Below are 26328 nucleotides of genomic sequence, written 5' to 3'. Positions count from 1 at the left end.
AACAATGACCGGCAAAAAATCACAACCAGCAAAATATCAGCAAGCACGCGTACTCGGCGGCTTCACGCTCGATGGCGTGAATTATCAATCCGATGACATCATCGAAGCGCATCCGGATATCATCAAATCGCTCGGTACCGCTATCGATCCGGGCCCTGCAGCAGTAGATCATTGCCTGAATAAACAAGATGCAGTGATCAAACGCCACGAATGGAACAAGCCGGAACCGGCTACGGAAGTGGCGCAAGAATCAACAGAAACAGCAACAGAAAACCAATAAAACTTAAATGATGCAACAATCTATCCATGCTGATACAAATCAGTTGGAGGAATCCCCGTGCCTGTAAAACTGATCACAGCGCCAAGCAGCGAGCCGATAACGCTGACGGAGGCTAAAGCGCAAGCGCGTTTCACGTCATCCGCTGAGGATACGTTTATCACCGACCTGATCGGGCAGGCGCGCGAATTGTGCGAATCAGACACCGGGCTATCGTTGATGCCGCAAACGTGGGAACTGTCGCTGGATAATTTCGCCGATGAAATGTGGCTGCAACACCCGCCGGTTACCAGCATCACCAGTATTAAATATACGGACACCAATGGCGTAGAGCAAACGCTGGCCAGCACTGAATACGTGCTGGATGCAGCAAGCGACATGAAAGCAAGGGTCGTTCTCGCTGTCGACAAATCCTGGCCGGATGTTTACACCGGCGTGAACAACGTGCGCATTCTCTACGTGGCCGGTTATGCCAGCGCAGCTGCAGTGCCGAAACAATTGAAACGCTGGATGCTGATCCATATAAACGACTGGTTTAAGAACCGTGAACCGATTGTGATCGGAACAATTAGCAGCCGGATAGATCATTTCGATCACCTGCTGGACCGCTACCGGATATGGGGCGCATAGATGCCAGCACCAGGCGCAGGACAACTTAACCAGCAAATCACCATCCAGCAGCGCACCCAATCCAAGGATGCGGAAGGCGGCATGGTGGATTCGTGGACAGATTTTGCCGCGAACGTGTGGGCCAAGGTCAACAACCTGTCCGGCAATGAGCGATCTGCCACCGCAAAGGGTGGGGAAAAGCAGGAAGCCAGAACGGAATTCACGATTTATTACGTTGCGGGCGTGACCAATTTGATGCGCATCAGCTGTGGCGGCCGGTATCACAACATCCGCCATGTGAATAATTTCATGGAAGGTAATGAATTTCTGATCATCACCTGCGACACAGGGGGCAAAGATGGCCGGTAATACGCAAATATTAGGAATTCAAGGATTGCAAGCCAAGTTCCTGGAATTGCGCCAGGATATGACGATCAAGACGGCGCGGCGGATGGTGGCATCGGCCGGCAGTGTATTGAGGACAGAAGCCCGGGCGATCGCACAATCGCATGGCTTGAAGAAATCCGGCGCATTGCTCCGCAACATTGCCATCAAGCGCGAGCGCAGAGCGCCAGCCGGTACCGAACAATACAACCTGGGTGTGCGTCACGGCCGTGACCTTGGCAACGGTAAGAAAGTAATCAAATACCTTGAAGTTGGCAAAAGTGGCAGAGTAGTTACGCGCAGGCAGAACGACCCGTTTTACTGGAAGTTCCTGGAATTCAATACCAAATACCGGAACGCAACGCCATTCATTCAAACGGCATTAGAAAACAAATCAGAACAAGCCGTCACCGCAATGCAAGACCGGCTTGATAAAGATCTGGCCAAGTACAAATAATCCGCAAATAACCCATGACCATTGGAACCACGATCACCACAGCATTAACCGCTGTGGTGAGTAACTCGTGGGCGGACACATTGCCACCGGAACCCACATTTCCGGCGCTGGTGTTTGAGATCGACAGTACGCCCGAGTCAGACTGGGTGCTCGGTGGCGGCTATACGCAGCACGTGATCACTGTCACCACATTTTCGTACACCAAGACCGAGCTGGCAACGCTCAGCCAATCGATCCAGTCAGCCATTGAAGTCATCACCGGGTTCATCACCGAAGAAGAAAGCGGATCCGCGCAGTTTGAAGAATTGCCCGGCGTGTATGCGCATTTCCAGAATTTTAGAATCAGAACACAATCTTAAGGAGGTTTGAGCATGGCAAAGTTAATGCGAAACGTGGTGCTGACGTGCAAAGAAGAAACCACGTCCGGCACGGATATTGTGCCGACATCCCTGGCAAACTCGATATTGGCCAGAGTATCCGACGCGCAACCGATATCTGCGGAGTTCGCGGACCGCAACAACGTCCGGCCTTATCTGGGATCATCCGGCAAAGTCGCCGTATCGAACCATTCCGAGATCACAGTCGAATTCGAGCTGGCAGGAACCGCAGCAGCCGGTGACGTTCCCGGCTGGGGACCGTTGCTGAAAGCCTGCGGTTACGGCGAAACCGTTGTGGCTGTGACCAGCGTCACGTACAAACCAATTTCTGCGTCTTTCAAAACAGTCACCATCTATTATTATCTGGATGGCCTGCTGCATAAAATGGTTGGTTGCGCTGGCAGCCCGTCATTTAGCCTGAACTCGCGCGGCATCCCGATGGTGACAATCAAATTCACCGGGCTGTATTCCACCACCACGGACGTAGCTTTGCCGACAGATTCGGTCTACACCGCATTCCTGGCACCGCAAGCAGTCAACAAAGTAAACACCACGGCATTCACCCTGCATGGTGTTAGCACACCGTTTGACACCTTGTCGATTGATGGCGGCAATACGGTGGTGTACCGCAACATGCCAACGCTGGAAGAAGTGATCATATCCGATCGCAAAGTCAGCGGCAGCATATCCATTCCGATGACCTCGGTGGCGACAAAAGCCTGGCACGACACCGCCCTGGCAGGAACGCTTGCGGCATTATCAATGACCCACGGCGCAGTCGCCGGAAAAATCTTCACCATCAGCGGGCCCAAGGTGCAGCTAATCAATCCCCAATACGCAGACAAAGACGGCGTAGTCATGCTGAACATGGGCCTCGACTTCCAGCCCAGTTCTGGCAACGACGAATTGTCGATCGCAATTACATAACCGAGCAGCTGCTCTGGTTTGTAACTGTCTATATTAAATAAATAAAGGAATAAAAATGGCATTAAAAATCGCAAAGAAACCGACATTTTCCGCAACTGCAGAAGTCTTTACGCCGAATGACCGCTGCGGTCATGACCGCTCTACGCTGACAGTAAAATTCTTTCGCGCAACTCGCGAGGAGCTTGATGAGCTAAGAGGACTCACTCATCTTGATGTACTCAGACGGAAGATAGCTGGCTGGGATGATTTTCAGGATCAAGAAGGAAATAGTCTGGAATTCACCCCTGAGAATCTTGAGGTGCTGTTAAACATACCAGAAGCAGTGTATGCAATCGTTTTGGTATTCTGGGGCTCCGTCGTCAAGGCGAAAGAAAAAAACTAGAAGCGGTCGCCCGCTACTTGGCGGGTGACCCGCAAACAAATGGCTTAGGGATCGATCAGAATGTCATTGATGGCCTCATCGCAAGCGGCGCGCCGCCTGAGATTATTGCGTCAGCAACGGCAAGTTTCTCTGGGCAGACGGAGAACGATTGCGATGTCTGGCCAGATAACTGGCGATCAGTATTATTGTTCCGGTCAGTCGGAACACAATGGCAAATTGCGCCATCCGGCAAGCGGATCGGGATTAATTATCAATCGGTCGAATCGCTCATGAATATGCAGAACATCCGCAAACATCGCCGGGGTTCGCTGATGAATGACATTCGTTTCATGGAAGAAATAGCGCTCAGCGTTTTTAGGGAAAAAGAATAGTGTCTGCACTGGGATCTTTAGTAGTCAAACTGGCATTAGACCACGCGGAATACACGCAAGGTTTAGACAGAAGCAGCCAGGAAGCGCTCAAGTTCGCCCAAAATTCGCAGAAAAGTTTTGACCAGGCCGAGCAAAGCGCCAAGGAATTTTTTGGTAATGTCGCCGCCGGTGCGGTTGGTGTGGTTACATCAATCGTCGGTATCGATGCTGTCATTACCAGAACCAAACAAAACATTGACATCCTGGCCAGTCTCGACGATGCCGCGCAGAAAACCGGATCTTCCGTTGAAGATCTTTCGCGCATCCAGAAGACGGCCAAGAATTTCGGTGATGACTTTGGCGCGATCGAACAAAGTATTTCCCGTCTGGCCAAAGGTCTTGGCAGCTTCGATGATGAGGGTAACCAGGCCATGCGCGCGCTGGATGCCATCGGAGTCAGCGCGCGTGACAGCAACGGCGAACTCAGAACGGCAGCGGATGTTTATATTGATGTTGCCAGATCGCTGCAGGAATATAAGGACAATACCCAAAAAACAGCCGTCGCTCAAGCGCTTTTCGGCAAAAGCGGCGCGGATCAATTGCCGATCCTGAACAACCTGGCGCGTGGGATTGATGATGTCACCGCATCCTCCGCCGGTTCAGCGCAGCAGGCGGATGAATTTAATGATGCGTTGGCGCGTTCCAATGCTGCTGTGGATAGCATATTCGAGCAGTTGGCGCAGAATCTCCTGCCTACATTATTGGACATTGCCGCAGCCACGAACCTGTCCTCCGGATCATTCGGGGAATTCAGCACAACCAGCTCTGTCGTCGCCACCATTCTAAAAGGTATCGCCATTGCCGGACGCGCTACGGTTGATGTTATTAATGAGGTGGGCCGCCAGATAGGCGGAACCGCTGCACAGCTTGTGGCTCTGGCTAATCTGGATTTCAAGGGCGCTTTCTTCATTGGCGAAGAAAGGGGGAAGGATCTTGTTCGTGCGACTGATGATTTCAATCAGTTCGTTGATACCGTTTTAAACGGCGATAAGAAACTTGCAGCAGCCACAACCGACGGCGGGCTGAAAAAAACCATCGATTTCGCACTAAACATGCCAGCCGCGCAGAGAGAAGCCACGCAATCCACCCGTCAAGCCATTGATGCGAGCCAGGCATTCATGGACAAATTGCAGCAGGAAGCCGATCAGCTTGGTAAGACCAGCGTTGAAATCAGGAAAATGCAAGCCGCCAAGCTTGGGCTGTCGGACGCAGCTGACCCGCTAATCGATCAGATCGAATCCGAGACGACGGCCGCCAAGCTGTTGGAGTCTCAGTTGTCTCGCGTGAAATCGATCACAGAACAAAACATGACTGCGGATGAACGTTTTGCGCAGACGGTTGACGAGCTGAATACGCTGTTAAACCTTCCGGTTGGTGGCTTGGGAATAGACAGCTATAACCGCGCTTTGAAGAAAGCTCAGGAAGAATTGGGTAACACCGGTCAATCTGCGCAGAAAATGGCTGATGACACGAACCAGTATGCCGTTCAGGCCGCGCGGAACATCCAAACATCAATGGCCAATTTCCTCTTCGATCCGTTCGACGATGGTCTGAAAGGCATGATATCCGGCGTGGCGAATGCCGTGCGCAGGATGGGTGCAGAATTCGCAGCCATGAAGATTGCCAATGCGTTGGGGCTGAGCCAGATATTCGGCGGAGTCGGCGGCACGGGGGCTTTACTTAGTGCTCCTGCCGCGGCATCCGGCGGATCAAGCCTATTAAGCAATGTTGGCTCTGGTGCCGGAATAATGAGCCTTTTGAAGGGTGGCGCGAGCGGAATCACTAGCGGTATCAGCGGCATGATGAGTGGCGGTGGACTGGGCGCATTTGCGCTGCCTATGCTTGGCGCTTTTGCACTCAATACAATGAGCAATGCTTTTGCCGGTGACAAAACCCTGGGCAATGGCTTCACTGATTTTATGCAGAAAATTCCAATCCTTGGAGCTGGCTGGGATATTGTGGCCGGTCTGTTCGGCCGCGGCCCAATGAAGCAACAGGGCACGTCTCTGACCGGAGAAATCGGGGCGAGTGGTTTTGAATCAGGCTCGTTGAGCACAAGATTCAAGGCCAAGGGCGGCTTATTCCGTTCGGACAAAATAGACTTCGCGAATATTGACGCAGTTACCGGCGCTGTTTCAACCGACAATGGGAAGTTGGCTGGTTTCGCGAACGACTTGGCGAAAGTGGCGAAAGACACCTTCAGCTTAATCAACGAGACCACACAGCAAACATCCAGCAGCCTGCGGCAGGTTGCCGATGATCTCGGCATCAGCTCTGACAGCATAGATAATTTCTCTTATTCTATCAGCATCTTATCCGATAAAGGCAAGATGCTCACTGATGAGCAGATTGCCGGGGAAATAACGAAAATTTCCGATTCCCTGGCGCGCGGTCTTGTCCCGCAGGTTGACGATCTGGCCAAGCGTGGGGAATCTGCGCTGCAAACTGTTACTCGCCTTGGAACAGAATTCAACGCGCTGTCCGATGCTGCCACGATCCTTGGCAAATCCGTGGCAGAATCCCGCGCCTTCATATCCGGGGCCAGCTTCGAAGGCCGCACTGGCTTTGTCGATGCAGCCGGTGGGATAGATGCGCTAAACCAAAAAGCAGCTTTCTTTGCGCAAAATTTCCTGACCGATGCTGAGCGTCTTGCGCCAGTTCAGGAAAAATTGAACGATGAATTGCATAAACTAAATTTATCGGCCGATTTGACCAGAGACCAATTCAAAGGCCTGGTGCAATCGTTCGGAAAAGTCAATGGTGTGTCCGAGGAAACCTTGCAATCATTGCTATCTCTGGCTCCTGCATTCATTGAGGTTAGAAATGCGCAAGACCAACTTGCGCAATCTTCAGAATCGGCCGCTCAGGCAGCAATCAATGCGTCGCGCGAGATTGTTGCGCGGAATGCGGATGATACCGAATACGGCCAGCGTCTGAACAAAAGCATCCAGGAAACGACGAGCGCGATCAGCGAACTTGACAACATAGCCAATCAGCTTCTCGGCACTGTCAACTCAATCAACTTGATGTCCGTTGACACGGCGCGCCGTATTGTCTCAAATGGTGACCCGTATGATCCTAATTTGCAAGCCGCGCTATCAGTATTAAGCGGCATGGGGACCGGCGGCTTTTCGACATCACTGGATTATCAGCGTGCAAAAGGCGCGAATGTAGCCGCGATTACTGATTTACAGAACGTAATAGCCGCCGATATCTACGCGAAGAACAGCGAACTTGATCAGTTCAACTTTGAAAAAGCGATGCTGCAAACCGGGCTTGCTAATGCATCCAGTTTGTACTCGGCATCGATCCCGCGTTTTGCTACCGGCGCGTCGTTCGTTCCCAAGACTGGGTTGTCGATCGTGGAGCGTGGCGAGCGGATATTTAACACCGAACAGAATCAGGATCTAATCGGCGCGATTAAGCAGTTGGTCAGGGAGGTTGAGAAAGGAACTGTTTCGAGCGATAGCTTACGCAGCTTGCTCAGAGACGCGATGGAAGAAACAGATAGCGGACTGGCAATGCGTCAGAAGGCTGTTGCGGCATGATAACCGGCCGCCCGATCAACATCCGCGGCGCGATGGTCACGGCGTCAACGGTGCCTTATCCGGACACCGGCGAAACCGCCTGGGCGGACGCTACGGTTTACGCGGTCGGTGATACCCGGTCTTATTTGATCGGCGATCTGTATCACAAGTTCGAATGCAAGCTGGCACACACCAGCGATACGGCAACCGGCAAGATCCCGGAAGCCTATCCGGATGATGAGAATAACGCATATTGGATCGATCTTGGCGCGGTCAATAAGTATGCGCCGTTTCAATCGGATCGAAACACCCAGAACAGCGCGGATTCTCCGTATATCGTCAGTGTAGATCCGGCCGCAAGGGTTGGCGCAATTGCGATCGGCAACATCATTGCGGACTCGGTGACGCTGGATGTGTTGAATGGCGCAACAATCGTTCACACAGAAACAAAAAATCTTTTGGCCAGAGATGTTTACGACTGGTACACATGGACTTACGCGCCTTTCCGGCAAATAGCCAAAACCCTTTTCAGTGGGCTGCCGCTAAATGCAAATTACACGTTCAGGCTGACTTTCGTTAAAGCAGTCGGAAAGGTTCGGGTTGGGCAGATTATAGCGGCTGTCGCTTTCGATATCGGAAAAGCGCAGTTCAAGGGCAAGGTTACGCGCGAGAATTTCTCCACTTTTACCAGGACGTTCGACGGTGAAGCGAAAATCAAAAAACGGCGTAATGTGCCCGCGAATCAATTGCAATTGATACAAGCAAAGGCACAGGTCAACGGAATAAAAAACATTATTGATGACCTGAATGGTGAGGTGACATTCTGGGCCGGAGTGGTCTTAACGACAGACGGTTATTTTGAAAGTCTTTTCACCATCGGGTTGTACAAACAGTATTCGTACTCGGTTGAAAACGCAATCGAATCTATCGCAGACATTGAAATTCAGGAACTATAAAAAATGGTAGCAACAATCGACCCGATCACAGCAGATCCCAATAGTGGCGATCCGCAAACCTTTGAAGCGCAAGCCGACCTGGCTTGGGATCAACTGCGCACGCGCATCGAACAAATGAATGCGCAGGCGGAAGATATCGCAGCCTTGGCCGCCGATGTCGAGGCGGATGCGGCCTCTGCCGCTGCAGCAAAATGGGTTTCCGGGAGTTACACCGAAGGCGATATCGCCTGGTCTCCAACTGACTATTGTAATTACCGTTGCAAAACTACCGGAAGCCGGACTATTGATCCCGCGAGCGACCCCACAAACTGGCGCTTGTTGACCAAAACAGGACCAGGCGGGGCGGATGTTACCAGCAGCGCGGTGGACATCACGATGAGCGCAACCAGCGGACGGCTGCAAAACATCGCAATGACAGCATCCGGAAAGAAAACCACGCTGCCAAGCGCAACAACAATCGACGAAGGCTCGCCGGTTTTCGTGTTTGTCAACACCGGACAATATCGTTATGCGGTGCACAGATATGGCGGCGCATTCCTGTTTTATGTAAATCCTGGGCAAACCGTCGCGGCGATGTGTTCCGACAACAGCACAGGCGCAGGCACCTGGCACGTGAGCGGGCAAGGTGTCGATCAGGTTTATTCCGGCAATTCGGCGGAAGTGATCAACGCAAACGACTCACGCTACATTGCCGTGGCAATGCTGACCAGCACAAAAGCGATTTGTTGCTTCAGGAATACTGGCGTATCAAGTTATTTATACGCGGTCATCATTAATTACGGGTCGGCATCCGGTACTCAGACCGCCATCAATGCAGAGGCTTCGTCGGACATCAGCGTTGCGGCTCAGGCGAGCAATCAAGCCACTGTGGTTTACAAAATATCGACCGGCGCAACCAAAGGTTATGTGTTGGATATTTCCGGCAACAACATTACTCCCGGCGCAGTCGCAACCATTGACACGGCAACCGGCGGAAGCGGAACTGCACTGACCGCGCTATCCTCAACGCAACTATTGTGCCTGTACCAAGGATCAAGCGCAAACACTCCGAAAGAGAGGGTACTAGATATTTCAGGCAGCGCGATCACCGCAAGTGCTGAAGTAGCTGCTGATGCGACAAACTGCGCTGGGGGATACATGAGGGTCGGGAAGGTCAGCAGCACGAAAGCGCTGGTTTGTTTCCGCAACAACACCGGCAACAAAATTCAAGCGCGGCTGCAATCTGTCAGCGTGTCAACACCGGCACCTACCGGGTCAGTCCGTGATTTCTCCTTGATGCCTGGAACCTCTCCAGTATTGTCGTTCGGCCTGGCTATTTTAAGCGCCACCCGTGCGCTGGTAGTGACCGGCATCGATCGCACTTACGGCGACATTATGGCCGTGCTGTTGGACATCTCCGGAACGTCCCCGGTTATCTTGCGATACCAAGCGCTGCGCGTCGGAGGCGTGACATCGATCGAACTGAATGTGGTTAAGCTTAACGATAACACAGCTTATGTGTCGTGGCTTGGCGGGGGCAGCCTCGGTGCGGATGGGCTGATGCTGAGGATTACCAGTGATGACAATATCGTCCCGCTGCCGATTGCTGACAAACTGGAATCAAGCGTCGAAGTGTCGAACGGATACCTTGACATTGTCGCGCTCGACAGTACACATATTATGCAAGTCTGCCGTAACAGCTCGACGTACTTAAGCGCCAAAACGATCGAGCTTGCTGCCTAAAATGAAAATCATCAAGCGTCAATCTGACAACGTCGTGATCTTCGCCGGGAATGACCTGGTGCTGGATGGCGATGGATGCCGTGGCGCCGGGTGGCAGTTTCGCAATATAGACCCAAACGATCTGACGCTGGAAACCGTTGACAGCATCCCAGGCCAATTCGTGGGCGGCGGGTGGAGTTACATCGACGGTGTTTGGACAGGCAACGCAATCGCCGACCAAGTCATCCTGCCTGCAAAACGCGCCGAAAAAATAGCGCAGTTCACCGCGCTTGCAACGGCCGCGAATTTTGCGGCTATCGAATACCTGGGCCACACCTGGCGCGCCGACTCTGCCAGCCAGGGACTGCTTGCCCAAGTGTTGGCAATTGGCAGCGTTCCAGAGAACATGTATTGGCGGGATTCGTCGGATACGCCACATGCAATGACTTATGCAGATTTACAGGGACTCGGTGCTGCGATCCTGGCGCGAGGGCTTGCCGCAGACAACAACCTAATGACAAAGACAGCAGCGGTGAATGAAGCAACCACGGCGGAGGGTATTGACGCTATCGCCTGGTGACCGGTAATTTTAAACACTAACACGAGCCGCCTAACCAGCGGCTCTTTTATTTGGAGAGTCAGCATGGAAAAGATACAAGTAATCAAAGAACAACTCGCAGCAGATCTCAAAAAGATTGAGGATGCACTTAGTTACAGCAGCCTATCGAATCTGCGCAAGGATCTTGCCAAAATGGTTGCTGATACAAAGCAGAATGCTGAAAAGCATTTTAGTGCGCTGGAAACTGCGAACGACAAGGCCGACCAGATCATCGACCCATTGATAGAGAAAGCGCAAAGCAGCCGATACACGCCGCTGTATGTTGCTTTCCTGTTCTTATCCGGCTTTGCTGCCGGGGTTTCTGTCGGCATCTACTTGTAAATAGGACATGAGACCTATGCCGATCAAAGATCCGACCACATGGTCGCTGGCGACCTGGGCGCTTGCCATGGGAATGGCCGTGGCCGGTGGTTTTGTCAACTGGTATTCAAAAGTTAAGCAGGGCCACACGAGAGTGTTCAACTTTGTTGAACTAATCGGGGAGATATGCACTAGCGGGCTTGTCGGCGTTGGCGTTTTCATGATCCTTGCCTCCTATGACCAGCCGCTTGGCGTATGCGCGGCGGCATCCGGCGTGGGCGGACACATGGGAACCAGGCTTTTGTTCCTGATCGAGCAAGCCTTTTCAAAACGAGTCAATACGCTTTCGGATAAAGAATGACCGAAGACGAGTGGGTAAAAGACTATTACGGGTGCTGATATGCCTTTATCTTTAATCAAATATTTGCCCGACATCATTTGCGGCCTGCTGGTAATTGGCGCGTGCTGGTTCGTCGTGCACGAGATCCATCAAAACGGCCGCACAGTAGAGCGCGCAGAGTGGCTGGAAAAAGAAAAAGCGCAGACCGATGCGATAGCCAAAGCGATGGGTGAGGCCATGCAGCGCGTAGCGGAACAGAACGAGAAAAACCAAAAGAACACAATGGAGGTGCTCAATGCAAAAGACCAGGCGATTAACAATCTTGAGAATGATATGCGCGCTCAGCGTGCTACTAATCGCGGGCTGTGGATCACCGCCGAAGCCTGTGATGATAACGGCGCCATGCCCGGAAAAACCAAGAATACCAGCCAGCCTGGTGACCCCGAACAAATACGACTTCCCGGGGATGTTGAACGACGCCTTCGAGACCTCGCAGAAACCGCGCAAAGATTAGCGATCGATCACAACGCCTGTGTCGCCGAACTCGCGCCGCTGGTTGATGTAATTGCTGATCACTAATAACAGATTCGCCCAACAACAAAGCCGCTTATGCGGCTTTAATTTTTTTCCGGGAGGGAAAATGTCTGATGCTATGTATATAAAAGACCGGTCCGGGTTCGAACCACTCACTGCGACAATTGTTGCCGGAAGCATAGGGCCGATTGTGGAAAGTGGCAGATATCAAGTGAGCTGTACCGGAAGCACTGTTTATTTGCGCGCAAGATCTACGCAGGTAGATGCCGAGACGGTAACCCCGCCCAGCGGAAGCGTGCGCGGTATAGAGCTGTTCGGCGGCAATGCAACTGACATTCTGCTGGATACAGGAAGCTACCTTGGCGCAATAACGGCCAGCGGAACCGCTGAGATAAACCTTCACTGGGTGGGGAGTAATTAAGCATGCCAAGTCAATATTCCTTGCCGTCAAGTGCGATTTCTTTTGATCCAGCAACCGGGCTATTGGTTGCCAATGGCATTCCTACACAGTGGCAGCCTCCTAACTGGTACAACGTCAAAACCGCCGGGGCTACAGGACTTGGACTTGTCTCTGATTCAACCGCTATAGCAACACGCCTGGATGATATCCCCCTTAATATACAATACGCTAATGGACGGTACTCCGAAGGTGGGATACTGTACTTTCCAACAGGTAGATATCGTATGGATACAGGTCTTGATCTGGCCTCTGGACAAACGTCATCTGGACGACGGATGAACGTAACTTTACAGGGAGACGGGGTTGGGGCTACAGTTCTATTTACTGACCTACTGACAAATTTAATACTCGCCAACACAGCGGTTGATAACGTAACTTTTCGTGACCTAACTATCTATTGCGGCACTCAGTTTACGGGGCTGGGTACGCTGGAAAAATTAATTGACTTATTCGGCTGCACTAACGTTGAATTTCAAAACGTGCGTATAAGTGCATCCAAATCAGTGGCGCGTAATACTGATTGCGTGCTGCTAAATATGGATCAGTGCTGGTCTCCGCTGCTTATAAATCTTTTTACTTACACTAACCTTAACACGTCAACCGAGTACCACAATGTCGATAAATCGGCAAACACAGGTATTATGGGCGGCACACACATACGCAACCGTGATGCCAATTCGTTGCAGATGTATGGATGTCGGCAGGATAACGCCTACAGATATCTCCACTCTATCAATGACGATGGATTTGTCATTGATGGGATGCATTTTGGCGCTGCCGTACAAGGGTTTCTGATCGACGGTGGCGAGTGCAATACTATTCGCGATGTAAGGTTTGAGGTACATCCTGAGTCAGCGGAGTTTGGACAGTATGATGGTCCGGAAGAGCATTATTTAGTAATGTTTGATGAAACATCCAGATACAACAAAGTTATTGGCGGCGAAAGTTGGAAACTTAAATCTAAGTTCCCGAACTTTGGTTTGATTGATAAAAACGGAACGAACCTATTTGAAACGGGTAATATAGTTACTAAGAATAAGGGTCGCCCGATGACCCGAAACGGTGACTTTGCTATGGGGCCTTATACTGATGGAGCAACAGTTAAGATACCAGGCTGGAATGTTCTAGGCGCTGCTGTGTTAACAGAAGAACTGTCAGATTTGCCGGCAGAACATGGCATAACAAGGGTTATCAGAGTAGCTACTACAGCCAATGGTCGCGGTATTAAGACCGATCCGTTTACTATAGATCCGCAAAAGGTATCAGTGATTCTCTGGAAGTTTTGGATGAAGCGTGCGTCAGGCGATCATATCTTAAAATTCGTTCTAACAAGCACCGTCAGCGGTAACCCGATAACTGCGGACAGGCTGGTTACAGCGAGAGGTGCACCGGCTCTTTCAGATAATCTAAGTGGTTTTGCAATAACTGGAACTCCGACCTGGAGCGGAGGGTCTCTAACAATCCCATCTAGGACTAAGCACTTTCTAAAGGTTAACCAGACGTGCGTGCTGTCAGGCTTTACGTCATCTGGCACAGACCCTGACGGATCACATCTGGTTACAAGCCTCATAGATGATTACACATTCGTCATAACGTGCGCCGATCCCGGCACAATATCAGTGGTCGGAACTTATGCAAGAACAGGGCACGAGGACATTACTGATACTGATAACTGGGTTGAGTATGAAGGGTCGATAGAAATTAGGCGGTTTATAACCGGCTGGCAGACTTCAGGAGCTAACGTAATATTCACGGTAGATTATGGGCACTTGATCGAGAACTCTGCGGCCGCTTTTGTTAAACTCTGGGGACTTGCTGATCCGCTATGGAATACTACTCATGCAATTGTAAGCACCGGTGGGGTGGGTAGCACGACAATTACAGTAGCCAGACCTGTAGGGGCTGCTGATCCTGTAGATGTGTCAAGTGGAGACTCCTCTCTTAGAGTGGACGGTTCTACTTGGACAGGCACAGCGTTTTACGGATGGGCTGGAATGGTAGGCAGTGTTGTTGCTGAGTTTAGATCCGTTTTCACTACCGGTGTTAACACAGCAGCAGAGAATCTTATCGGTGGTTTTGTGCTAGAACCATTCGCGGGCAAGTTCGAAGTAGGCGATCGGTACTTGCCAGGCGTTGAGACATTTGTCGGACAAAAAACTTATGACTGGCCAGACTGTGTCGCAGGTGGGACACAGAGTACAACAGTTACAGTACCAGGTGCTGAGGTTGGCGATAGCGTTACTTTTGGACTGTCTATTGATGACGCTGGCCTGCAGAAGAGTGCAGCGGTATTTTCAACCGGAGTTGCCACGTGCGTAATCAGAAACCCAACAGGAGCAGGTATCAATTTGGCAGCAGGTTGCGTTATAACTGCCACAGTGACGCACGTTTACTAAGTAATACAATCAGCCCAAAGCATCGGGCTGGTTCATTTTGGATCAGCCGAACATTCTTCAGCGAGTGTCACCAGAAAGTGTTCTTTAACGTTCATACTTCCTCCTTAAACTCAGTGAATGAATACTCGAACGCATCTGGATGCGCAAATGGTGGCATAAATTCGTGACATAACCCTGTACCACCACCTTCGATACTTCTCCACCAAACCGGCTGACCTGTCCTTGCTTGCTGGCAGATCATGTCAGATAGTTGGTGCGGGTTGCATATCAATATTTCTTTGCATTCACAGGTAGATAAATAATTTCTTAAATGTCCGTCGCTTACGAAGTCGCATCCTCTTTTGACTAAGTTACATTGCTCTCCATTAACATCTCTAAAAATAAAACCAGATCGCATCTCAGCGATCTGATCATCGCTCCCGGTGTATCCTTTCCACTCAGTTTTAGTTTCCATGCTTATATTCAATCCTCATTTACAATGATAGAAGTATTATTTGTGATCTTTGAGTATTAATCCAATTTTTTGGCCATTTCTTCTGAGGTGACGACCTACTCAAAATAGATCCATCTTACAAAAAACTGACTATTGACTTACAAAATTACACAATAAATATTGTAATCTATTGATAATTATAGAGTAACAATGTCGCGCAATATGCTTGCGCGCAGACTTCTGATCAGCGCGCAGTGTTGGTAACCAACATGATGACGGTACTGCTGTCGGAATCAGGCGCTCAACCGGTAATCCAAATGGCGCAATCAACCCAGTAACAGCTTTAGCAGGCTTTTGAAACGTATTCGAGGCAGCCGATGCAAGGCAAAAACAGGCGAGAAAGCGCAGTTTTATATTTCCTTTGATACCATCGAACCAGTGCCTAATGGTGAATTTTCCGGGGATGTGCTGTACAGTGCTTTCGGCACAGATGTTCAGGCGGGAGGTGCCATTTTGCGGGAATTTAAATGTATCAAGAATTGGAGCGTTCTCCACGATGCAGGAAGATCTGGAGAAGGAACGTAAAGCGATTATGAAACAATGGGCGAAGCGCGAGGAGCAGATTGAGCGCACGATGGGGGTGACAGTGGGTATGTATGGGGATTTGCTGGGGATTGCGGGGAAATCGTTGCAGGAGATTGAGGGTTTAGGATTTTCTGCGTTTGAGGATAATAGTGTTTAAATGAATACATAAAGTGTAACAGTCAGATATCGCCCGATTCGCATTGGGTGGTGCATACGCTCTGGTGATTTTGAAGCTATGCGTGAAGCTCTAAGGCTAACATTTACTATGTGGGGCGGTCGCTACAACCCATTAATTCCAGTAGATGATTTTGATTTTGCGAGTTCACTTGTTCGTTTGTTTCGTGTTGATGTCTTATGGCCAGTTTCCAAGGACGATGACGTCAAGAAGTTTATTGATCGATTTCCCTATCTCCCTAATCCTTTTTTCCATGAAGAATTGTTTGTTTCAGATGGAAACGGTAATCGCGACCCACGAATAGTAGATATTTATCATCCAATTCGCCGTCTTTACGAAGAACATTTCAAGAATAATCTATCTTCTGATACTACAGTTACGATTTTCGAATGGAAAGCAGAAGATCCACTTGCTGACGTTTTGCTTGCTACTTTAGGTGCATTTCCAACTGCTGATGCGACTGGTACGGACTATATTTCCTTGTTAAGACGTGATCTATCAGCGAAAACCGTTGTAATAAATCCAGATGAACCCTTGCCTCAATTCTCAGGAGAAGTTTGGCCGGTGTCTGCTTTCTCACGCGGATTTATTCAGCAGCACTATCAAATCCAAAATTATTGGGGGCACCCAGGAGTATATGTAGGGCGTGTTGATAACTTTGAAGATCAGATTACCTTCTGGAATCTACGTGCAACGAACACATCCCTGATGTTCTATGATCCATCCTATGCTTCAAGATTCGAGCCTAGCTTGATGATGTGGCTTGAAGATCTTCGTTCGCGACCAAGTGGCCGATTTGAATCGGAGAATTCAATTACTATTTGGCTAGGGGATCAGATGGCTGGATCAGATATTAGTATATTTGGGCAAGGGATAAGTCTGAACGATGTATGTAAAGAGACTTGGAACGGATTCAATATTAAAGTACCGTATATGTATTTCTCCGAAGCTTCAGTGCTTGCGGTAATCGGTGAAAGCACTGGTGGTTTTCCAAGAATGTCATTTCAACTTCCACCAAAACCATTTTTTGAAGATGAAAAGCTGTACGTTCAATGCATGATTGTCTCTGTTGATTCCAGGACTCGGTCTTTGGCAATGAACAAACTACATTTCAGATCCCTTTTGTACCTGAACTAAATGGGTATTACGGACGACAGTGCTGTTACCAAGTTAATGGAGCGCGTGCGGAACCAAATGGTTTAGGGATTGTTAGCTCGGCAAGTGGATCGAGTATGTTTTTAGATTCACTCAATATTATGGAGCTTGTAAAACAGCTTTTCTTGATCTCTGGTATTGACGCTAAACCAAGTCACCTGGATTAATCGCAACTCGATTAGTTCAGCAAATGGGTGGACTCCAAGGGTGCCGTGTATTTAAGATTGGAGGTGTCAGAGAGCTGATTGAGAGATATAAACCTGATAGATCTTTTACTCGAAGTGGTGCTCTTCAAATTATCAGGGCAGATTCAGTCACAGGAAAGTCATTTGACGAATACAAAGATCTTTTTATTGAGCAACGATCTCGTGGGATAGATTTGAAACCAGAATCTGTGCTGGCTTATCTACTTAAACGAGGTGTATTTCGAGCTGGTTTGGTTTTTGACTGTCCAAGTTGCACGTTAGATTTCTGGATCTCGCTTGATGATGTTGGCAGTGAAGTGTCCTGTGAATACTGTGGTCATGCATTTAACGCGACACCGCTTCTCAAAGATCGCGATTGGCGATTTAGGCGATCTGGTCTTTTTGGTCGTGATAATAATCAAGAGGGTGCAATACCTGTGATTTTGACTTTGCAGCAGCTTGATACGTTTTATACGGGAGAAATCCTTTTTGCAACAGCAATGAAACTTAAATCAAATAATGCGAATGTTTTAAATTGCGAGACAGACTTTGTGGCAATTATTCAGCGTCCTAGTGATGGAAAAATAGATATCGCAATTGGAGAGTGTAAAACCAGACAAGAAATCTCAGATGATGATATAAATAATCTCCAAGCCGTGGCCGAGTCATTTTCTCGTGACAAATTCAATGTTTTCATTATATTTTCAAAGCTGAATCCTTTCTCGCCTGAAGAGCTAACACGGGTTCGTAGGCTGAACAGTGAACATAATCAGCGTGTCATATTATTCACAGATCGGGAACTGGAGCCTTATTTTTTATATGAAGAAACTACCAAGGAATTTAAAATTGATCGTCACGCCACTAGTTTTGCGGGCATGGCAGACATCACTGAGAAAGTTTTTTTAGTAAGTCGGAAAGTCAATAGTGTGTGAAGAGCTGCAAACAAAGAAACTGGACAGGTAAGAGAGCCAATCGAACCAAGTTGGAGCTGGCTACTACATCAGTCGAATTACGGAATAAGCTTCAACTCATCCAGCCATACCCGTGCTTCTGCATCGGATGGCGCCCGCCAGTCGCCGCGTGGCGACAGTGATCCGCCAGATCCCATTTTCGGGGCATTGGGAATGCATGAACGTTTGAATTGGCTGGTCTGGAAAAATCGGAAAAGAAAAACGCCGAGCCAGTGCTTGATTGTTGCGAGATCGTATTCGTTTTGTAACTGCTCGTGAATTCCACTCGGCCAGTGGCCTGACGACCGGTTACTCCAGGCGTGCAGCGCGAGAAATGCGATTTTTGCCGGGCGGAAGCCGAAGCGCGTGGTGTAGTAGAGGTTAAAGTCTTGCAGCTCGTAGGGGCCGATGATTTGCTGGGTGCTTTGCAGCGGGTCGTCCGGGGATTGGCTCGGGATCAGTTCCGGCGATATTTCCGTATTCAGGATGGATGACAGTGCTTCACTGGTGGCATCACTGAACTGCTGAGTGTGGATGGTCCAGCGGATCAGGTGCTGGATCAGCGTTTTCGGAACGGAAGCATTTACACTGTAATGCGACATGTGGTCACCGACGCCATAAGTGCACCAGCCGAGTGCAAGTTCGCTAAGATCACCAGTTCCCAGCACAATCGCGTTGTGCAAATTGGCGAGACGGAACAGATGCGAGGTTCGCTCGCCCGCCTGTACGTTCTCGAAAGTCACATCGTATACCGGTTTGCCATTCGTAAAAGGATGTGCGATGTCTTTCAGCATCTGCAGGCACGACGGGCGAATGTCGATTTCCTGACTTGAAACGCCGAGTGCCCCCATTAACTTCATTGCGTTGGATTTTGTCGCGTCGCTGGTTGCAAAGCCCGGCATCGTGTAGGCCAGAATGTTGGCGCGCGGAAGATTCAGTCGATCCATCGTGTGCGCGGCTACGATCAGTGCGTGAGCAGAATCAAGCCCGCCCGAGACGCCGATGACGATTCGCTGCATTTTGGTAAACGACAAGCGCTTCATCAGGCCGTGCACCTGGATATGGTATGCCTCATAGCAGTGGTCATCGCGCTGAGCCGAATCACTGGGGACATACGGAAAGCGCTCGACGGAGCGGAGCAACGGAGTGTTTCCGTCCGGAATGGTAAATTCAAATTCGACCGGACGAATTGTGCGTACCTGATCGAGGTGCGCTTGCACGGAATCATTGAAACTGGTCATGCGCATACGATCCTGCACGAGCCGCTCGAGATCGATGTCTGTCGTGATGATCTGCGCTTCATCTGAGAATCTTTTGGATTCAGCAAGACGCTGGTTATTCTCATAAATCATGGCGTGACCGTCCCAGGCGAGGTCAGTGGTCGATTCTCCGGGACCGGCGGCCGTGTAGAGATAGGCCGCGATGCACTTGCTGGATTGTAATGCGCACAAACTGCGCCGGTAATCCGCTTTGCCAATCGTGATATTGCTTGCGGATAGATTGGCAAGGATAGTCGCTCCGGCCATGGCGGCGTAAGTGCTGGGCGGGATGGGTGTCCATAGATCTTCGCAAATCTCAGCATGCAGTGAGAAATTGTCCACGTTGATCGCATTGAAGATGAGATCGTTGCCAAACGGAACAATCTGGCCGAGAAATCTGACTTCCTGCGCAATGGCCGTGCAGGCGGATGTGAATTGGCGTTTCTCGTAGAATTCGCGATAGTTCGGCAAGTATGTCTTGGGCACGATGCCAAGGACACGGCCGCGGTAAATGACGACTGCGCAGTTGAAAAGTTTTCCCTCAAACCGGAGCGGCGCACCAATCAGGAGGATTGGCGTGAGTTCACGGCTAGCTTCAACAATATGTTCGACCCCATTGATCACGGCATCGAGCAGGGCTTGCTGGTGAAAAAGGTCGTCGGCCGTGTAGGAAGAAAGGCCCAATTCGGGAAACAGCGCAATCGATGCTTTGGCTTCCGATGCGCGGCGTGCGAGTTCAAGGGTTTGCTCGACATTGAATACCGGATCCGCCACCTTGAGTGAGGGGATGCATGCGGATACGCGAATAAAGTTGTGCGAGTAGATCGAGTAGAAGTTTTTCACTGGTTTCCCCGAAGTGAAGCTAATTTTCTATTGTACACAGTCGCACAGCTATGGCTATTTTACAAGAAACGTAAAAGGCTCTGTGGATAGCGCCATTTTAGTGAACGGTAAATACGGCAGATTGGATAGAGAATGATTAGCACCAGCAAGGTGATCCAATAAGTCTGCTCAAGGCCGCCGCGGTCCAACACAAGACGTAGTGCTGCCAAAACACCGAAGTGCGCAAGATAAAAGAATAACGCGGTCTGGCCAAAGACGAGGATGGGTCCATTATTATTGATCACGGCTTTGACGGATTCCAGGCGTATCAGCAGCGCAAAAATAATGGCCATTAAACCCAGTTCCAGCATAGTGTAAGCTAAGCTCGGCGGATATTTGCTGATATGTAGCCAGTGCACGACGGTGTTGCCGTCAAGGTGCATAAAAAGGTTGCCATAGCCGTCGATACTGCGAATAAGCACAAATAAAACCAATGCGGATAGGCCGCTGACCATCAGCAAACGCTCTAACGACCACAAGCCCGGTTGCCGGGACATTAATCGTTCGCCAAACACCCAGCCCAGCATCATGATCGCCAGCCAGGGTAATGCAGGGTATAGTACGGTATAAGTTTCACCGAATACCGGCGCGAAGGTCAGTGCCAGCCACAGTGGTACTTCACCACCGGGTTGCCACAGAGCCATCAGCAATAGCTCACTTCCCGCAAGGATGGGTACTGCCAAGAAAAAAACCACACGGGTACCCAGGCGTTGTAAAGGAACCATGAGCATCATGCTGATGCCGATGGCATAGAGCACTTGAAAAATAAATTTTTCAGAAGCCAGTGAGAATACGCACAGATCCAGCAAGGCAATAAAAGCGCCACGGAGCAGCAATTCACGGTCAATGACAGAATTACTTATGCCCTGTTCGCGCCGTTGGATATTGCTGATTGCAATCGATGTTCCTGCCAGGAAAACAAAAGTCGGGGCGCAGATATGGGTGATCCAACGTGTGAGGAATTGATCGGCGGCAAACAGATCGCCGGTTTCATACAATAATACCGAGTCAGCGAAAATCCGGTTCGTATTGAAGAACCATGACGTATGATCAAGCGCCATCAGGATCATCACAATTCCGCGCAGCCAGTCGATGGCAGCGATACGTTGCGCGCTTTTATCCAATTGAATCACCCGTTCTTTTAGGCAAAATCAAACAAATAGTACAACAGCGCATTGCATATTTTCTTAATTTACAACTAAAGCAAGACCAGATTATTTCTGTGAATGAGTTCCGGTTCATCAACATAACCCAGTATGGCTTCGATTTCATTGCTGGCCTGTTTTAGGATTTTTTGTGTTTCAACAGCGCTATAGTTAATCAAACCGCGGGCTATCTCTCTGCCTGCTTCATCGCGGCAAGATACGGCTTCTCCACGCTCAAATTCACCGTCGACGCTGATAACGCCAATGGGGAGCAGGCTTTTGCCATCTGCTGAAAGCGCCTTCACAGCGCCTTGATCCAGTATCACAGACCCGCGTACTTGTAAATAGTCAGCAAGCCATTGCTTACGTGCTGCCAATACCGGTATTTTGGCCAGGAAACGGGTGCCGATAGCCTCGTCCTGGTTAAGGCGGACTAGCACGTTGTCTTCATGGCCTGATGCGACGATGGTATCCGCGCCACTACGTGCCGCACGCTTGGCGGCGATTACTTTAGTTTGCATTCCGCCACGACTGATACCGCTGCCAACGCCACCGGCCATTTTCTCAAGTGCGGGGTCACCAGCATTTACTTCGCTTAATAATTTCGCATCCGGATTCTTGCGAGGGTCACTGGTAAATAAACCGGCCTGATCAGTCAGAATAATCAGCACATCGGCTTCAACCAGATTAGTGACCAGCGCCGCCAGAGTGTCATTGTCGCCAAAACGAATTTCATCAATCGCAACGGTATCATTCTCATTGATGATTGGAATAATGTTTAGTTTTAATAATGTTGTTAGGGTTGAGCGCGCGTTCAGATAACGTTTCCGGTTCGACAAGTCTTCATGGGTCAGAAGCACTTGGGCGGTTTGCAAACCATACTCAGAAAAGCTGGATGCATAGGCCTGCGCCAGACCCATTTGTCCAACGGCGGCTGCAGCCTGCAATTCATATAATGCAGTGGGGCGGCTTTCCCAATTTAATCGCTGCATGCCTTCGGCGATTGCACCCGAAGAGACCAGGATGATTTCCTTGCCCATTTGTTTAAGGTTTGCAATTTGTGCTGCCCAACAGGCCAGTGCAGCGTGGTCGAGCCCCTTGCCTTGATTGGTGACCAGGCTGCTACCTACTTTAATGACAATACGGCGTGCTTGCTTTATCATGGATCAACGAACTCGCCTTCTGGAATCTGACTTTCAGGCTGTGGCGGTAAATTTTGTTCCAGGTAATCCATGATGGCATAGGTTAGGGACTTGCAGCCCTCACCGGTTAATGCGGAAATAATAAAATATTTGTCTTTCCATCCTAATTTCTCAACAAATTGACGGCATAACTCGGCACGATTTTCGGCTGGCATCATATCGGTTTTGTTCAATACCAGCCAGCGCGGTTTTTGATAAAGGGATTCATCGTATTTCTGTAATTCTTTGACCAATGCCCGGGCTTCATGAACAAGATCCGTGTCTTCATTCGGAGGCATCATATCGACGACATGAAGCAATAGCCGGGTGCGTGATAAATGTTTTAAGAAGTGATGCCCTAATCCAACGCCTTCAGCGGCACCCTCAATCAATCCAGGGATATCAGCCATGACGAAACTGCGGTTTTGATCAATCCGTACCATGCCCAGGTTAGGCTGTAAGGTAGTGAATGGATAATCGGCTACCTTGGGGCGAGCGGCAGATACGGCGCGTATGAGTGTGGATTTTCCAGCGTTCGGCATACCCAGTAAACCTACATCGGCAAGCATCTTGAGTTCCAATTTCAGTTCAAATTCCTGCCCCGGTTCACCATAGGTAAACTGACGCGGTGCCCGGTTAGTACTGGATTTAAAGTGCAGATTACCAATTCCGCCTTCTCCGCCTTTGGCTAACAAGACCTTTTGCTGATCACGAACCAGATCAGCAATCGTTTCACCGGTAGTGCTATCTTTGATAAGTGTGCCTACAGGTACACGCAGTACAATATCTTCGGCGCTTTTTCCATAGCGGTCGGAGCCTTGACCATTCTGGCCATTTTTGGCCCGATGGATACGCGCAAAACGATAGTCAATCAATGTGTTGATATTACGATCCGCTATTGCGAATACGCTGCCGCCGCGCCCGCCATCACCACCATCAGGCCCGCCTTTAGGAATAAATTTCTCGCGCCGGAAACTTGCGACGCCATCGCCACCTTTACCGGCTAATACCTGAATAATCGCTTCATCAATAAACTTCATAAATCCTGGTTATCGTTACTTGTAATTCTTTTGTGATCCTGTAAACAAAAAAGCCCCATCAATTTAGACAGGGCTTTTTGAAAGAATTTGGTGCTTCTGTGCAGCTATGCTGGTATCACACTGACTATTTTTCGTTTTAGTACACCCTTGATACTAAAATTCACTTTCCCTGTAATTTTTGCAAATAAGGTATGATCCTTGCCAATACCTACATTTTCTCCAGGATGAACTTGGGTGCCGCGTTGTCTGATAATAATCGATCCGGCTGGGATCAATTCACCACCATAACGCTTGACTCCGAGCCGTTTTGAATGTGAATCACGTCCATTTCTGGAGCTTCCGCCTGCTTTCTTATGTGCCATCTAGTACTCCTTAAGCTGAAATACCGGTAATCTGTATTTCAGTGTAATTCTGCCGATGTCCCTGATGTTTCTGGTAGTGCTTGCGACGACGCATCTTGAAGATACGAATCTTGTCGTGACGGCCTTGACCCAGTACTGTTGCACTGACTTTGGCGCCATTGACGAGCGGTGTGCCCACGGATATTTTATCCCCATCCGCAATCATCAATACTTGATCAATAATAAGCTCGCTGCCACTTTCTACTTCAAGCTGTTCCACCTTCAGTGTTTCACCCACTTTAATCCGATACTGCTTACCGCCGGTTTTTATGACCGCATACATATATTGACTCCACGCTTCCCTTTTACAGAACCGCGAATTATACATAAATAACCTTTGATTGTGGTGGAAAATTTCGAGCAATTTATCTTTATGCTTGACACTTGGGTGTTGTCATTCCTAACATAGCGTTTTCTACAAGGTAATATTGTGTCAATCGAATATATTAGAAGCTTCATTGCTCAAGACATGGACATCGTAGACGATGTCATCCGAGAGAAATTACATTCTCATGTTCTGCTGATTCGCCAAGTCAGTGAATACATCATTAATAGTGGAGGGAAACGTTTACGTCCTGCATTGGTGATTTTATCCGCTGGTGCTTTCGGTTATTCAGGGAAATTTCATTACAACCTCGCAGCCATTGTTGAATTTATTCATACGGCAACTTTGCTCCACGATGACGTCGTGGATGAATCTGATCTACGTCGAAATAGAGAAACAGCCAATGCACTGTTTGGTAATGCGGCCAGTGTTCTGGTAGGAGATTTTCTTTATTCCAGAGCCTTTCAGATGATGGTGGATGTTGACAATATGCGCGTCATGCAAGTATTGGCCGATGCGACGAATACGATTGCTGAAGGCGAGGTTTTACAACTACTGAATTGCCGCGATCCGCTTGTGACAGAAGAAAACTATTTGCAAGTCATTCGTTTTAAAACAGCCAAATTATTTGAAGCAGCCAGCCGATTGGGCGCGATTCTGGGCAATGCCACACCGGAAGAGGAAGACGCGATGTCAATTTATGGCATTCACTTGGGCACCGCATTTCAGCTTATTGACGATATGCTGGACTATTCGGGTAATAATCAGGATACCGGTAAGAATTTAGGCGACGATCTGGCTGAAGGAAAACCTACACTGCCTTTGATCTATGCGATGAAAGTGGGAACGCCCGAGCAAGCAAATATTATCCGCAAAGCGATTGAGGATGGCGGAAAAGATGGTTTTCAACCTGTTCTGGATGTGATTCGCCAAACAGCGGCCTTAGACTACGCTAAACAATGCGCTGCGGCTGAGATTGCAACAGCAATTGAAGCAATAGCTTTTTTACCGGAATCAGAATATAAAAAATGTCTCCTGCAATTAGCGAACTTTTCTGTGACACGCAATTATTGATTTTAGAAAGTTTTCGGGCTGACTAACAGTTTGCGAATAGCATCGATTTAACAGGCCGTTGAAAAACTATCTGCGTTGCCCTGCGGTGTTAAAAACAGACTCAAAATGTTCATTTATTAAGCATAAACTGCGCTTTTTCGCCTGTTTTTGCCTTGCATCGGCTGCCTCGAAAACGTTTTTCAGCGGCCTGTTAAATGGGATGACTCTTCTTGTGATGCAGAGGAGTCTTCTTCAAATAAATATTGTCCAATTTGCAATACGCTAAGTTTTTGCAACTCCAAGCCTGGGTTTTATCAGGTATCTCGTTGAAATCTTTTACATTTGATTAAGTAACTATTTAATCTTTTATTGATAGGCACTAAAACCATGATTAATCCACAATTTGCCAAAACAAAGAAACTGTTAAGATTAATGTATAACGATGGCAAATTAAATCCAGATTGATGTCATACGATAAGAGAGCAATTGAAATTGATATGGGCAAATTAATTTTTTACATACTGATAGCGGTATTGATTTACTGGATACTCAAAATCCGTCAACCCAAACAGAAAGAGACTGAAGTACTTCCGGAATCTGCCGAAGATATGGTGAACTGCGCGTACTGTGGCGTTTATTTACCTAAAACTGAAGCTGTTGGTAATCATAATAAATATTTTTGTTGTAACGAGCATAGTCATTTGTATATAAATTCTTCATCCTGATTCGACTATAGTGTCTACTTATTTGTCACAAACAAAACATTCAATACTCTGGCCATTTAATTCCGGAACAACAGAGACTGAATATGCTGATCAATACTGGCGTTCCCTCTATTATTTCAACATCTACCGGCTACTGCTTGGCAGTGGGCTGTTGATTGTTACGTGGAAATTTGAATTT

The 26328-nt window shown here is 48.9% G+C and carries 31 protein-coding genes; 23 read left to right on the top strand and 8 right to left on the bottom strand.

Features of this window, described 5'->3' with window-relative positions:
- Positions 1-4 precede the first annotated feature (4 nt).
- The 16 genes from NIT79A3_RS11860 to NIT79A3_RS11780 all read left to right on the top strand — a co-directional run bounded on the left by NIT79A3_RS11860 (position 5) and on the right by NIT79A3_RS11780 (position 12221).
- The gene (locus NIT79A3_RS11860; protein WP_013966430.1) at positions 5-280 is read left to right on the top strand and encodes a hypothetical protein; all 276 of its coding nucleotides are present in this window, start codon (positions 5-7) and stop codon (positions 278-280) included.
- A 57-nt stretch (positions 281-337) separates the two neighbouring features.
- Positions 338-907 carry a phage head-tail connector protein gene (locus NIT79A3_RS11855; RefSeq protein ID WP_013966429.1) on the top strand — a complete coding sequence of 190 codons (570 nt, stop codon included), beginning with the start codon at positions 338-340 and terminating at the stop codon, positions 905-907.
- Entirely contained in the window at positions 908-1255 is a 348-nt protein-coding gene (locus tag NIT79A3_RS11850) for a phage head closure protein (protein ID WP_013966428.1), read from the top strand. It abuts the gene before it with no gap.
- Positions 1245-1727, top strand: coding sequence for an HK97-gp10 family putative phage morphogenesis protein (locus NIT79A3_RS17910; RefSeq protein ID WP_013966427.1), 483 nt, complete (start codon positions 1245-1247; stop codon positions 1725-1727). The genes NIT79A3_RS11850 and NIT79A3_RS17910 overlap by 11 nt, the downstream gene beginning before the upstream one ends.
- Positions 1728-1741: 14 nt before the next feature.
- On the top strand, positions 1742-2086 hold the full coding sequence (locus NIT79A3_RS11835) for a hypothetical protein (RefSeq protein ID WP_013966426.1): 345 nt from the start codon (positions 1742-1744) through the stop codon (positions 2084-2086).
- Positions 2087-2098: 12 nt separating this feature from the next.
- Positions 2099-3031, top strand: a complete 933-nt coding sequence (locus NIT79A3_RS11830) for a phage tail tube protein (RefSeq protein ID WP_013966425.1) — start codon at positions 2099-2101, stop codon at positions 3029-3031.
- Positions 3032-3086: 55 nt separating this feature from the next.
- Complete coding sequence (locus NIT79A3_RS11825; RefSeq protein ID WP_013966424.1) at positions 3087-3413, top strand: hypothetical protein; 327 nt, start codon at positions 3087-3089, stop codon at positions 3411-3413.
- 17 nt (positions 3414-3430) lie between these two features.
- Positions 3431-3784 carry a DUF1799 domain-containing protein gene (locus NIT79A3_RS11820; protein ID WP_013966423.1) on the top strand — a complete coding sequence of 118 codons (354 nt, stop codon included), beginning with the start codon at positions 3431-3433 and terminating at the stop codon, positions 3782-3784.
- Positions 3784-7371: a hypothetical protein gene (locus NIT79A3_RS11815; RefSeq protein ID WP_013966422.1), complete on the top strand. Its 3588-nt coding sequence runs from the start codon at positions 3784-3786 to the stop codon at positions 7369-7371. Before NIT79A3_RS11820 ends, NIT79A3_RS11815 begins: the two co-directional genes overlap by 1 nt.
- Positions 7368-8306 carry a hypothetical protein gene (locus tag NIT79A3_RS11810; RefSeq protein ID WP_013966421.1) on the top strand — a complete coding sequence of 313 codons (939 nt, stop codon included), beginning with the start codon at positions 7368-7370 and terminating at the stop codon, positions 8304-8306. The genes NIT79A3_RS11815 and NIT79A3_RS11810 overlap by 4 nt, the downstream gene beginning before the upstream one ends.
- A 3-nt stretch (positions 8307-8309) precedes the next feature.
- Positions 8310-10028, top strand: a complete 1719-nt coding sequence (locus tag NIT79A3_RS11805) for a hypothetical protein (protein WP_013966420.1) — start codon at positions 8310-8312, stop codon at positions 10026-10028.
- A gap of 34 nt (positions 10029-10062) precedes the next feature.
- On the top strand, positions 10063-10587 hold the full coding sequence (locus tag NIT79A3_RS11800) for a DUF4376 domain-containing protein (protein WP_198009352.1): 525 nt from the start codon (positions 10063-10065) through the stop codon (positions 10585-10587).
- A 63-nt stretch (positions 10588-10650) separates the two neighbouring features.
- A complete protein-coding gene (locus NIT79A3_RS11795) occupies positions 10651-10947 on the top strand; it encodes a hypothetical protein (RefSeq protein WP_013966418.1) in 297 nt (98 codons plus the stop codon).
- A gap of 16 nt (positions 10948-10963) precedes the next feature.
- The gene (locus tag NIT79A3_RS11790) at positions 10964-11287 is read left to right on the top strand and encodes a phage holin family protein (protein ID WP_013966417.1); all 324 of its coding nucleotides are present in this window, start codon (positions 10964-10966) and stop codon (positions 11285-11287) included.
- Positions 11288-11326: 39 nt separating this feature from the next.
- On the top strand, positions 11327-11845 hold the full coding sequence (locus tag NIT79A3_RS11785; protein WP_013966416.1) for a hypothetical protein: 519 nt from the start codon (positions 11327-11329) through the stop codon (positions 11843-11845).
- A 61-nt stretch (positions 11846-11906) separates the two neighbouring features.
- Entirely contained in the window at positions 11907-12221 is a 315-nt protein-coding gene (locus tag NIT79A3_RS11780; RefSeq protein ID WP_013966415.1) for a hypothetical protein, read from the top strand.
- A 635-nt stretch (positions 12222-12856) separates the two neighbouring features.
- On the opposite strand, the gene NIT79A3_RS19545 is transcribed toward NIT79A3_RS11780, so the two are convergent.
- Positions 12857-13105, bottom strand: a complete 249-nt coding sequence (locus NIT79A3_RS19545) for a hypothetical protein (RefSeq protein ID WP_348225615.1) — start codon at positions 13103-13105, stop codon at positions 12857-12859.
- A gap of 54 nt (positions 13106-13159) precedes the next feature.
- On the opposite strand from NIT79A3_RS19545, the gene NIT79A3_RS19540 reads away from it, so the two are divergent.
- Entirely contained in the window at positions 13160-14656 is a 1497-nt protein-coding gene (locus NIT79A3_RS19540) for a hypothetical protein (RefSeq protein ID WP_348225614.1), read from the top strand.
- Between the two features lie 91 nt (positions 14657-14747).
- Here NIT79A3_RS19540 and NIT79A3_RS11770 read toward each other — a convergent pair whose 3' ends face one another.
- On the bottom strand, positions 14748-15110 hold the full coding sequence (locus tag NIT79A3_RS11770) for a hypothetical protein (protein ID WP_013966413.1): 363 nt from the start codon (positions 15108-15110) through the stop codon (positions 14748-14750).
- A 333-nt stretch (positions 15111-15443) separates the two neighbouring features.
- On the opposite strand from NIT79A3_RS11770, the gene NIT79A3_RS19155 reads away from it, so the two are divergent.
- From NIT79A3_RS19155 to NIT79A3_RS11750, 4 genes are all read left to right on the top strand, one after another.
- Entirely contained in the window at positions 15444-15674 is a 231-nt protein-coding gene (locus NIT79A3_RS19155) for a hypothetical protein (protein ID WP_198009446.1), read from the top strand.
- A complete protein-coding gene (locus NIT79A3_RS11760) occupies positions 15646-15831 on the top strand; it encodes a DUF2130 domain-containing protein (protein ID WP_013966412.1) in 186 nt (61 codons plus the stop codon). The genes NIT79A3_RS19155 and NIT79A3_RS11760 overlap by 29 nt, the downstream gene beginning before the upstream one ends.
- 78 nt (positions 15832-15909) lie before the next feature.
- A complete protein-coding gene (locus tag NIT79A3_RS11755; RefSeq protein WP_156797075.1) occupies positions 15910-16986 on the top strand; it encodes a hypothetical protein in 1077 nt (358 codons plus the stop codon).
- A gap of 208 nt (positions 16987-17194) precedes the next feature.
- Complete coding sequence (locus NIT79A3_RS11750) at positions 17195-18121, top strand: hypothetical protein (RefSeq protein WP_013966410.1); 927 nt, start codon at positions 17195-17197, stop codon at positions 18119-18121.
- A gap of 77 nt (positions 18122-18198) precedes the next feature.
- On the opposite strand, the gene NIT79A3_RS11745 is transcribed toward NIT79A3_RS11750, so the two are convergent.
- The 6 genes from NIT79A3_RS11745 to rplU all read right to left on the bottom strand — a co-directional run bounded on the left by NIT79A3_RS11745 (position 18199) and on the right by rplU (position 24330).
- Positions 18199-20241: an NAD(+) synthase gene (locus tag NIT79A3_RS11745; RefSeq protein ID WP_013966409.1), complete on the bottom strand. Its 2043-nt coding sequence runs from the start codon at positions 20239-20241 to the stop codon at positions 18199-18201.
- A gap of 59 nt (positions 20242-20300) precedes the next feature.
- On the bottom strand, positions 20301-21404 hold the full coding sequence (locus NIT79A3_RS11740) for a heparan-alpha-glucosaminide N-acetyltransferase domain-containing protein (protein ID WP_348225613.1): 1104 nt from the start codon (positions 21402-21404) through the stop codon (positions 20301-20303).
- Between the two features lie 74 nt (positions 21405-21478).
- The gene (proB, locus tag NIT79A3_RS11735) at positions 21479-22588 is read right to left on the bottom strand and encodes a glutamate 5-kinase (protein WP_013966407.1); all 1110 of its coding nucleotides are present in this window, start codon (positions 22586-22588) and stop codon (positions 21479-21481) included.
- A complete protein-coding gene (gene cgtA / locus NIT79A3_RS11730) occupies positions 22585-23646 on the bottom strand; it encodes an Obg family GTPase CgtA (protein WP_013966406.1) in 1062 nt (353 codons plus the stop codon). Before cgtA ends, proB begins: the two co-directional genes overlap by 4 nt.
- Before the next feature lie 104 nt (positions 23647-23750).
- On the bottom strand, positions 23751-24008 hold the full coding sequence (gene rpmA, locus NIT79A3_RS11725; protein ID WP_013966405.1) for a 50S ribosomal protein L27: 258 nt from the start codon (positions 24006-24008) through the stop codon (positions 23751-23753).
- Between the two features lie 10 nt (positions 24009-24018).
- On the bottom strand, positions 24019-24330 hold the full coding sequence (gene rplU, locus NIT79A3_RS11720) for a 50S ribosomal protein L21 (RefSeq protein WP_013966404.1): 312 nt from the start codon (positions 24328-24330) through the stop codon (positions 24019-24021).
- A gap of 147 nt (positions 24331-24477) precedes the next feature.
- Between rplU and ispB the strand changes: the two genes are divergently transcribed.
- Positions 24478-25446, top strand: a complete 969-nt coding sequence (ispB, locus tag NIT79A3_RS11715; protein ID WP_013966403.1) for an octaprenyl diphosphate synthase — start codon at positions 24478-24480, stop codon at positions 25444-25446.
- A 443-nt stretch (positions 25447-25889) separates the two neighbouring features.
- Positions 25890-26150: a PP0621 family protein gene (locus tag NIT79A3_RS19535; RefSeq protein ID WP_013966402.1), complete on the top strand. Its 261-nt coding sequence runs from the start codon at positions 25890-25892 to the stop codon at positions 26148-26150.
- The last annotated feature ends 178 nt before the right edge of the window (positions 26151-26328 follow it).

Origin of the sequence: Nitrosomonas sp. Is79A3 (assembly GCF_000219585.1) — a bacterium.
Lineage (GTDB): Bacteria > Pseudomonadota > Gammaproteobacteria > Burkholderiales > Nitrosomonadaceae > Nitrosomonas.
This window is presented reverse-complemented; position numbering and strand designations above follow the sequence as displayed.

What these genes read in the sequence shown, in the direction of transcription:
- cgtA (WP_013966406.1), bottom strand. Translation starts at nt 23,646, where the DNA reads ATGAAGTTTATTGATGAAGCGATTATTCAGGTATTAGCCGGTAAAGGT.
- NIT79A3_RS11785 (WP_013966416.1), top strand. Translation starts at nt 11,327, where the DNA reads ATGCCTTTATCTTTAATCAAATATTTGCCCGACATCATTTGCGGCCTG.
- NIT79A3_RS11805 (WP_013966420.1), top strand. Translation starts at nt 8,310, where the DNA reads ATGGTAGCAACAATCGACCCGATCACAGCAGATCCCAATAGTGGCGAT.
- NIT79A3_RS19540 (WP_348225614.1), top strand. Translation starts at nt 13,160, where the DNA reads ATGTTTGATGAAACATCCAGATACAACAAAGTTATTGGCGGCGAAAGT.
- NIT79A3_RS11810 (WP_013966421.1), top strand. Translation starts at nt 7,368, where the DNA reads ATGATAACCGGCCGCCCGATCAACATCCGCGGCGCGATGGTCACGGCG.
- NIT79A3_RS11770 (WP_013966413.1), bottom strand. Translation starts at nt 15,110, where the DNA reads ATGGAAACTAAAACTGAGTGGAAAGGATACACCGGGAGCGATGATCAG.
- NIT79A3_RS17910 (WP_013966427.1), top strand. Translation starts at nt 1,245, where the DNA reads ATGGCCGGTAATACGCAAATATTAGGAATTCAAGGATTGCAAGCCAAG.
- NIT79A3_RS11780 (WP_013966415.1), top strand. Translation starts at nt 11,907, where the DNA reads ATGTCTGATGCTATGTATATAAAAGACCGGTCCGGGTTCGAACCACTC.
- rpmA (WP_013966405.1), bottom strand. Translation starts at nt 24,008, where the DNA reads ATGGCACATAAGAAAGCAGGCGGAAGCTCCAGAAATGGACGTGATTCA.
- proB (WP_013966407.1), bottom strand. Translation starts at nt 22,588, where the DNA reads ATGATAAAGCAAGCACGCCGTATTGTCATTAAAGTAGGTAGCAGCCTG.
- NIT79A3_RS11860 (WP_013966430.1), top strand. Translation starts at nt 5, where the DNA reads ATGACCGGCAAAAAATCACAACCAGCAAAATATCAGCAAGCACGCGTA.
- NIT79A3_RS11790 (WP_013966417.1), top strand. Translation starts at nt 10,964, where the DNA reads ATGCCGATCAAAGATCCGACCACATGGTCGCTGGCGACCTGGGCGCTT.
- NIT79A3_RS19545 (WP_348225615.1), bottom strand. Translation starts at nt 13,105, where the DNA reads ATGTACCTCAAACCTTACATCGCGAATAGTATTGCACTCGCCACCGTC.
- rplU (WP_013966404.1), bottom strand. Translation starts at nt 24,330, where the DNA reads ATGTATGCGGTCATAAAAACCGGCGGTAAGCAGTATCGGATTAAAGTG.
- NIT79A3_RS19535 (WP_013966402.1), top strand. Translation starts at nt 25,890, where the DNA reads ATGTCATACGATAAGAGAGCAATTGAAATTGATATGGGCAAATTAATT.
- NIT79A3_RS11830 (WP_013966425.1), top strand. Translation starts at nt 2,099, where the DNA reads ATGGCAAAGTTAATGCGAAACGTGGTGCTGACGTGCAAAGAAGAAACC.
- NIT79A3_RS11835 (WP_013966426.1), top strand. Translation starts at nt 1,742, where the DNA reads ATGACCATTGGAACCACGATCACCACAGCATTAACCGCTGTGGTGAGT.
- NIT79A3_RS11750 (WP_013966410.1), top strand. Translation starts at nt 17,195, where the DNA reads ATGGGTGGACTCCAAGGGTGCCGTGTATTTAAGATTGGAGGTGTCAGA.
- NIT79A3_RS11825 (WP_013966424.1), top strand. Translation starts at nt 3,087, where the DNA reads ATGGCATTAAAAATCGCAAAGAAACCGACATTTTCCGCAACTGCAGAA.
- NIT79A3_RS11755 (WP_156797075.1), top strand. Translation starts at nt 15,910, where the DNA reads ATGCGTGAAGCTCTAAGGCTAACATTTACTATGTGGGGCGGTCGCTAC.
- NIT79A3_RS11760 (WP_013966412.1), top strand. Translation starts at nt 15,646, where the DNA reads ATGCAGGAAGATCTGGAGAAGGAACGTAAAGCGATTATGAAACAATGG.
- NIT79A3_RS11795 (WP_013966418.1), top strand. Translation starts at nt 10,651, where the DNA reads ATGGAAAAGATACAAGTAATCAAAGAACAACTCGCAGCAGATCTCAAA.
- NIT79A3_RS11850 (WP_013966428.1), top strand. Translation starts at nt 908, where the DNA reads ATGCCAGCACCAGGCGCAGGACAACTTAACCAGCAAATCACCATCCAG.